This is a genomic window from Dactylosporangium darangshiense (genome assembly GCF_039537565.1).
GTDB classification, from domain to species: domain Bacteria; phylum Actinomycetota; class Actinomycetes; order Mycobacteriales; family Micromonosporaceae; genus Dactylosporangium; species Dactylosporangium darangshiense.
This window is the reverse complement of sequence record NZ_BAABAT010000116.1, coordinates 1-8,576: the sequence shown is the minus strand read 5'-3', so window position 1 is coordinate 8,576 and position 8,576 is coordinate 1. Positions and strand designations below refer to the sequence as shown.

At 66.3% G+C, this 8,576-nt stretch carries 1 protein-coding gene; it reads left to right on the top strand.

Going from position 1 to position 8,576, the window contains the following annotated elements; genetic code table 11:
- Positions 1 to 26: 26 nt before the first annotated feature.
- A partial coding sequence (locus tag ABD901_RS57635) for a hypothetical protein (protein WP_345144721.1) occupies positions 27 to 8,576 on the top strand: 8,550 nt, incomplete at its 3' end.

Here is an 8,576-nt window from a genome sequence, read left to right as displayed (position 1 = left end):
GGTTGGTGGCGCCGGCGGGTGTTCGGGTGTCCGACGGCAGTGAGTTGGTCGGGCTGACCGGTGCTGATCCGGACCGTCAGCCGGTGGTCCGGGTTGCGGAGGGTGTATCCGAACCGGCGCCAGGAACGTCGGATGCCGGCCAGCAGGCGGCGAGCTACTTCGACGCTGCGCTGGTCTCCGATCAGGCACGAGTGGTCGTCATCGGCAGGGATGGAGTGTTGTCGGATCCGTTGGTCGGTGGCCGAGCGGGTCTCAACGGTGTGTCGGGTGGGTTGCCGTATGTCGGTCGGTCGGCGTCGCTGGTGCCAGGGCTGGTCGATCCGCCGGCGACTGCTGCGCCGGGGATGCACCGGGTGTTCCGCACCATCGGGCGGCGCCTGACCCGGCCCGGCGGCGAAGAACAGCGGCCGGTTGCGGGGCCGTCGTCGGCGGCGGCGGAGGCGGCGGCGGATCAGGGCGGGTGGACCTCGATGGATCTGGCGCAGGAGCTTCGCAACGCGTTGCGGCGTGGGCCGCATCGGGTGCCGGGAGATCTATTGGCGGACGTGGCAGCTGCTGCTGCCGTGGACGACGGCGTGCTGCGGTCCGAGTGGCGGGATGTGCCGGTGGCGCATCAGGTCGTCGAGGTGCGGATACCTGTTGGTCCTGCCCGCACGCAGCTGGAGCGGCTCGATGCGGTGCGGCATTGGTTGCGGGGGCCTGTTGCGCGGGTGGCGTCCGCTGGTGAGTGGGCGGTGATCGTGGAACTCCCGGACGGGGTGAGCATTCCTGTGGTGCGGCTGGAGCAGCAGGGGAACAATCCCGAGATTCACGTCGCGGTGCTGCCACGGGATCGTGGCCTGTGGGTGAACCACTACGCTACCGGCCTGGCGGCGGTGCAGCTTGATCACGGCGTGACGCTCGACGAGCTGTACCGGAGGCTTGACGCCGACACAATGGACACGATCTTCTTCGAGTCTGGTGAGTTGAACGACGTCGAAGTGGAACACGGGTCGGTCCGTTATGCGCCCTGGTCGTTGCTGCGTTCGGCTTCCAGCGGCGAGTGGATGACTGCCGCGGAGTTCGCCGACCAGCTGACACCCGCCGACAACGATACTCAACGTACTTTGGTGCTGCTCCGCCCGCTTGATGCGAGAGTTCGTTGGGAACCATCGCTATTCATCACGCAGGCGAACAGGTCCGACCTCCTCGTCGTTGCGGGAGAGTCCTTTGTGACCCCGAGTGGTGAAAACAGCGTCCTATGGCATCAGACCGGGGCAGAAAGGGGCACCGTACAGCCGAATGTTCGCCTGATCGATTCGATCGCGCTGCCAAATCCGGGGAGCAACAACGCCGTCGATTCGTTCCTCTTGTCGCTGCGCGGAGGAGATGCCGCCCTCAACGTGCGTGATGGCGCGTTTCGGACGCGGATGCTGTTGCGCACGTGGGAGGAGACCGACGATGTCGAGGGTGTGGTCGATCTCGATTTCGTATTGGGGGAGGCGCCGAGTGCCGATGTCATTCGGCGTTGGTTGGGCAGTCAGGTGGGCTTGGCGGTGGCGGTCCCGCCGAGGCAACCCGTTGCAGAGGACGTTCACCGGATTACGTTGAGTGTGCCTGCGCGTTTTGTTTGGACGCGTTCCAGCGGGGGCGACACGTTTTCGGTGCTGGACACCAGGGCGTTGGCCGCGAGCGCGGCGGTTGTGCAGCGGCCGGTTGCAGAGCCGTCGTCGTCGGCGGATCAGGGTGGGTCGTCCTCGCGATTTTACGTCGTGCGAGGTCCGATGCGGCCCGAGGTGATCGAGCGGCTTCTCGCGGAGTCCTCATCTGACTCGTTCACGCAGGTGACGAGATACGGGACTGTAGCTACAGATGCAGATACGGCGTCAGGGCCGGTGACCGTTGATCGCCCTGGTGGGCCGCTGTCTCGGGAGGTGACGGTCGCGGCGTACGGCGTGCTCAGGCTCCGCGAGGCTTCTTCCCGGCCGCTGGCGCTGCCGGGCATGCCGGTCGACGTCTTTCGGATCAATGTCCGCCTGGTGCCGTCGGGCGGCGTGGGGGTGGCGGAGGTGCATCGTCTGCAAGTTCTGGCACTCCAGGCAGCCGACATGGTCAATGATGCGCAGCTTGTCTCGGACGTCGGGCGGCAACTCTATCTGCAGGTCACGTTCCATGACGGTGAGGAGCCGCATTGGACCCCCACAGTTCGTCCGCACCGGGAACCGGACGGTTCGTCGATCAATGATCCGAATGCGTGGCCGACCGATGACGTGCTTCCGGATCGAGGCGGTGCGCGTCACAGTGAAATGCTCAACCGTTTGTTGCGCATGCTGGGCGTGGACCATCGGGTGGTGGATCCGTCCAACCTTGATGCACTACGGTCGGCGATAAACTCCACTTTGGAGGCGCATGCAGTAGCATCGGCTGAACTTGAATATACGCGGGATGACCGCGGGGAGCCGATTCCGTCCAACTTCCAACCGGTCGTTATGGAGCATGGCCGCACAGTGCTGAGGATGTACGGGCCGGACATACGCAGACTCAATCCCTCGTCTGATGCGATCCTGCACGGGTTGAGCTCGGACGACCACGCCGTTCCGTTGCGGGAGTTCACGGAGCAGTTGATGGCCCGCCACCGGCCCCCCGGTGAGTCATTGCCGGTGCTGAATATCGTGGTGTACGGGCCCGACCTGCCCATCGAGGCGACGCCCACCCCCGCATCGCGGCGCTTGGCCCTGAATGTGCTGAGGGTATTGGCTCGGGCGGTCGAGGCGTCCACGCCCGCGGGCGCGGCTGGAGCACGAGCCGACGAAATCCTCACAGCTTTGCAGGAGTCAAATTATTACGGCTCTACTTATTCGTCGCCAAACTTGGACACACGCGCGCCGTGGAGGGTGGAAATTGGTTACGGCGTCGTAGATCCGTCGGCTTCGGAGCCGGCTGCGGGGTCATCGGGCGCGCGTTCGGTGCCGGTGGCTCCGGCGATCGGGACTGTAGCGGTCGGCTCGCTGCGGCGCTTGGCCAACGGGGCGTGGCTAGTGCTACCGCAGGACCGGATGCCACCGACGCCGGGGAACGCGTTCACGTCTGAGAACGAGAAGTATCTGGAAGCGACGGTTGGGCGGCAGCCGATCCCCGATGGTGTGGTCGTCGTGACCGGAGTGGTCGTCAATCAGGGCCGGGGGTTGGAGGGTCGGGGGGAACCTCCTCAATCGGAACGTTTTTGGACGATACCCCAGCCTCTCGTCACAGTAGACGCCGAATCGTTGGTGGATTGGCCGTTCCATGATCCGGGCGCCGACCCGAGCGACAGCGACGCTGCGCGTCCATTGGTGCTGTTCGCGACTGGTTCGCCGTCCGACGTGGCTGAGCTCGCCCGGCGGATGCAGGCGCATATCGATGAGCGGTCGCTGCACGGCGTCGAGGTTCCGAGGGCAGTGGTGTACCACGAGGCCCAGAGTGCTGCTCCCTGGTCTGTCACGCAACCGGGGGGCCTGGTCCTGCGTGGGTATTCGAGCGTCGGGGAGGCCGTGGCGCGGGCGCGGGCGACGGTGCCGGTCCGGATGGATCTGGCGCGGGAGCTTCGCAACGCCTTGCGGCGTGGACCGCATCGGGTGTCGGGCGATGCGTTGGCGGAGATGGTAGTTACTGCTGCCGTAGACGACGGCGTGCCGTTGGCGCATCAGGTCGGTGCGGTGCGGGTACCGGTTGGTCCTGCCCGCACGGAGCTGGAGCGGCTCGACGCGGTGCGGCATTGGTTGCGGGGGCCTGTTGCGCGGGTGGCGTCCGACGGTGAGCCGGCGGTGACGGTGCGACTCCCGGACGGGGTCAGCATTCCTGTGGTGCGGCTGGAGCAGCAGGGGACCAATCCCGAGATTCACGTCGCGGCGCTGCCACGGGATCGGGGCCTGTGGGTGAACCACTACGCTACCGGCTTCGCGGCGGTGCGGCTCGATCACGGCGTGACGCTCGACGAGCTGTTCCGGAGGCTTCACGGCTCCACAATGGACACGATCTTTGTCGAGTCTGGTGAGTTGAACGACGTCGAGGTGGAACACGGGTCGGACCGTCATGCGCCCGGGTCGTTGCTGCGTTCGGCTTCCGGTGGCGAGTGGATGACTGCCCCGGAGTTCGCCGAGCAGCTGATACCCGACGAAATCGATCTTCCACGGTTCTTGGTGCTGCTCACACCGCTTGGCGTGGGAGTTCGCTGGGAACAGTCGCGATTCATCACGCAGGCGCACGAGCGTGGACTCAGGGTCATTGCGGCCGAGTCCTTTGCGAGTCAGGGCGCGGAGGACAGAGTCGAATGGCGTTTGATCTGGGAAGATAACGACACCGACCCGCGGGGTTCTGACCTGCTTGACGTGATGACGTCGCCAGACCGGAGGACCACGGTAGGCGCCGTCGATTCGTTCCTCCGCGCGCTACGAATTGACGTAGGCGATGCCGCCCTCAACGTGCGTGATAGCACGTTTCGGACGCGGATGCTGCTGCGCACGTGGGAGGAGACCGACGACGTCGAGGGTGCCGTCGATCTCGATTTCGTATTGTGGGAGGCGCCGAGTGCCGAAGTCATTCGGCGCTGGTTGGGCAATGAGGGGGGTTTGGCGGTGGCGGTCCCGCCGAGGCACCCCGTAGCAGAAAATGTTCACCGGATCACGTTGAATGTGCCTGCGCGTTTTGTTTGGACGCGTTCCAGCGGGGGCGAGACGTTTGCGGTGCTGGACACCAGGGCGTTGGTCGCGGACGCGGCGGCTGCGCAGTGGGTTGAACGGCAGGCTGCTGCGGCGGGTCGGGACGGCCGGGTCGTTGAAACGTCTGCCGGTGACGTGGGTGGGTCGCTGCCGGTGCGGGGACCGAGGTTGCCACTTGAGGTGATTGAGCGGCTTCTTGCGGAGTCCTCGCCTTCGTCGTTTACGCAGGTGAGGAGATATCTGGCTGGAGCTGTACCTCCAGCTATGGATACAGACTCATACACCGACACCGACACCGACACGGGTGCGGGTACGGCGTGGTGGCCGTTGAGTGTTGATCGCCCTGGCGGGCCGCTGTCTCGGGAGGTGACGGTCGCGGCGTATGGCGTGCTCAGGCTTAGCGACGCTTCTTCCCAGCCGTCGGCGCGGCGGTATGTTCCGGTGGACGTTTTTCGGATCAATCTCCTTTTGGCGCCGTTGGACGGCGTGGGGGTGATGCAGATACGTCGTCTGCAAGTTCTGGCACTCGAGGCAGCCCGCATTGTCAATGCTGCGCGGTTTGTCTCGCCCGATGGGCGGCAGCTCTACCTGCAGATCACGTTCCATGACCGTGCGGCACCACGCGCCCAGCGCGGCGAGGGAGAGGAGCCGCATTGGGCTCCTGTCGTTCGTCCACACGGGGAACCGGACGATTTATCGATCAATGATCCGAATGTGTGGCCGACCGATGAGCTACTTCCGGATCGAGGCGGTGAGCGTCGCAATGAGATGCTTAACCGTTTGTGGCGCATGCTGGGCGTAGACCATCGGGTGGGTGATCCGGCCGGCCTTGAGGCACGATGGTCGGCGGTAGACGACATACGGCAGGTGCATGCGGCGGCACCGGCTGAACTTCGATATGTGCTGGATAGCCGCGGGGTGCCGGTTCGGTCCGATTTCGCGCCGGTCGTTGTCGAGCATGGCCGCACAGTGCTGAGGATGTACGGGCCCGACGTAGACGGTCTCGATCCGTCGTGGGATGCGATCCTGCGCGGGTTGAGTGCGCCCGAGCACGAGGCCCCGTTGCGGGAGTTCACGGCGCGGTTGATGGCTCGCCGTTTGCCTGGTAGGCCAGTGCCGCCGCTGGACATCGTGGTGTACGGGCCTGCCTCGTTCGATGCTGCTGGCCGGCTGACCGGGCGTGTGCTGAGGGCATTGGCTCGGGCGTCCGAGGCGTCCGAGGGGTCCGCGCCCGTGGGTGCGGCTGGAGCACGAGTCGAGGCGATCCACAGAGCGTTGTTGGCCTCGGTCGGATCGGGTGTATTGCGCTTGTCGCCGAACTGGGACACGCGTTTGCCGTGGAGCGTGGCAATCGGCTACGACGTCGTGGGTCGGTCTGCCGTGGACCCGTCGGTGTCGGGGCCGGTTGCGGGGCCATCGGTTGCGGGTTCGGCGCCGGTGGCTGGGCTTCCGGCGATCGGGAAGGCGGCGGTCAGTTCACTGCGGCGCTTGGCCAACGGGGCGTGGATGGTGCCACCGCCGCAGGACGAGGAGGGCGTGCGGGACGAGGAGGGCGTGCGGGACGAGAGGTATCTGGAAGCGACGGTTGGGCGGCAGCCGATCCCCGATGGTGTGATCGTCGTGACCGGAGTGGTCTATGCGGGGGCAGGGTTGGCTCGCCTGGGTCGCGGCATGGTGACGGCGGAGGAGGTGGTGGATTGGCCGTTCCATGATCCGGGCCCCGACCCGGACGGCAGCGACGCGACGCGTCCATTGGTGTTGTTCGCGATTGGTGTGCCGTCCGACGTGGCTGGGCTCGCCCGACGGATGCAGACGCACATCGATGAGCGTTCGCTGCGCGGCGTGGAGGTTCCGAGGGCGGTGGTGTACCCCGCATCTCGGGAGGGTGCCTCCTGGTCTGTCACGCAACCGGGGGGGCTGGTGCTGGAGGGGTATTCGAATGTCGGGGATGCTGTGGCGCAGGCGCGGGTGACGGTGCCGGTCCGGGTGGATCTGGCGCAGGACCTTCGCAACGCCTTGCGGCGTGGACCGCATCGGGTGCGGTCAGATGTGCTGGTGGAGGTGGCAGCTGCAGCTGTGCACGACAACCTGCCGCGGTACGGGTGGGCGGCTGAGCCGGTGGCGCCGGTCGCGCATCAGGCCGGTGCGGTGCGGATACCTGTTGGTCCTGCCCGCACGGATCTGGAGCGGCTCGACGCGGTGCGGCATTGGTTGCAGGGACCTATTGCGCGGGTGGCGTTCGATGGTGAGCCGGGTACGCGGGTGGCGTTCGATGGTGAGCCGGTTGCGCGGGTGGCGTCCGATGGTGAGCCGGTTGCGTCCGATGGTGAGCCGGCCGTGACGCTGCGGCTCCTGGACGGGGTAAGCATTCCGTTGGTGCGGCTGGAGCAGCAGGGGATCGATCCCGAGATTCACGTCGCGGTGCTGCCACGGTATCGGGGCCTGTGGGTGAACCACTACGCTACCGGCGCTGCGGCGGTGCGGCTCGATCACGGCGTGACGCTCGACGAGCTGTACCAGAGAATAGTCGTCGACCAATTGGATACAATCCTGTTCGAGCCGGGTGAGTTGAACGACGTCGAGGTGGAACACGGGTCGGTCCGTCATGCGCCCTGGTCGTTGCTGCGTTCGGCTTCCGGTCGCGAGTGGATGACTGCCGAGGAGTTCCGGCAGCTGCTACCTGCCGGCATATCGACTCTGGTCCTGCTCAGACCGCTTGGCGTACGCGTTCGCTGGGAAGAGTCGCCATTCATTACGCGGGCGCACGAGGGTGGACTCAGGGTCATTGCGGCCGAGTCCTTTGAGAACCCCGGTGGGCTTGAGCACAGACTCGAATGGCATCGAAGCTGGGTATCAAGGGACGTTGCACCGCGGCATCCTGCCCTGCTTGACCTGATAGCGGAGCCGAACCCGGAGATGACGGAATCCGTCGATGGGTTCCTCTTGTCGCTGCGCCGGGGAGAGTACGGCGAGGTCGATGTCGCCGATTGGCGTGCCGCAGCCAACGCGCGTCGTAGGACGTTTTGGACGCGGATGCTGCTGCGCATGTGGGAGGAAACGGACCATGTAGAAGGTACGATCGATCTGGATTTCGCGTTGCCGAGGACGCGGAGTACCGGTGCCATGCGGCGTCGGCTGGGCAGCGACGCGCCGGCCGCGGTGGCGGGGCCGAGCGTCGATGACATTCGGCGTTGGCTGCGCGGCGTCGTGGGTTTGGCGGTGGCGCTTCCGCCGAGGGGCCACGCCGGACGAGACGCTCACCGGATCACGCTGAATGTGCCTGCTCGTTTTGTTTGGACGCGTTCCAGCGGGGGCGAGACGTTTTCGGTGCTGGACACCAGGGCGTTGGTCGCGAGCGCGGCGGTTGTGCAGTGGGTTGATCGGCAGGCTGCTGCGGCGGGTCAGGACGGTCGGGTCGTTGCAGCGTCGGCCGGTGAGGTGGGTGGAGCGGGTGCGCCGCGGCCGGCGCGGGCGGCGGAGCCGTTGTTGTCCCTGCCGGGTCCGTGGTTTCCGGTCCCTCCGGGTTACTTGGAGGGTGCGGCGCCGGGGTATCCGCTGGGGTCGGCGGCGATGCGGGCGGCGTTGGAGTCGTTGCCGGTGTGGTCGGGGGATCCGGATTGTGTGTTGCGGGTGTGGTCGGTGCTGCAGCGGTTGGCGCCGGCGGGCGAGTCGGTGGATGATGCGGCGGCGTCGGTGCGGGCGGAGCAGTTGGGGTTGGTTGAGCGGCGGCTTGGTGGCCGGTTTGTGGGTGCGGAGTTGGAGATGTTGGCGTGGTTGGAGTTGGGTGGGGTGACGGTGGTGTGGGGGCAGCGGCCGGGCGTGCCGCAGCATGTGGTGTTGGTGGAGCGTGTGGCCGAGGATGGCCGGTTTGTGATGGTGGAGACGCAGCCGGAGGTGGGG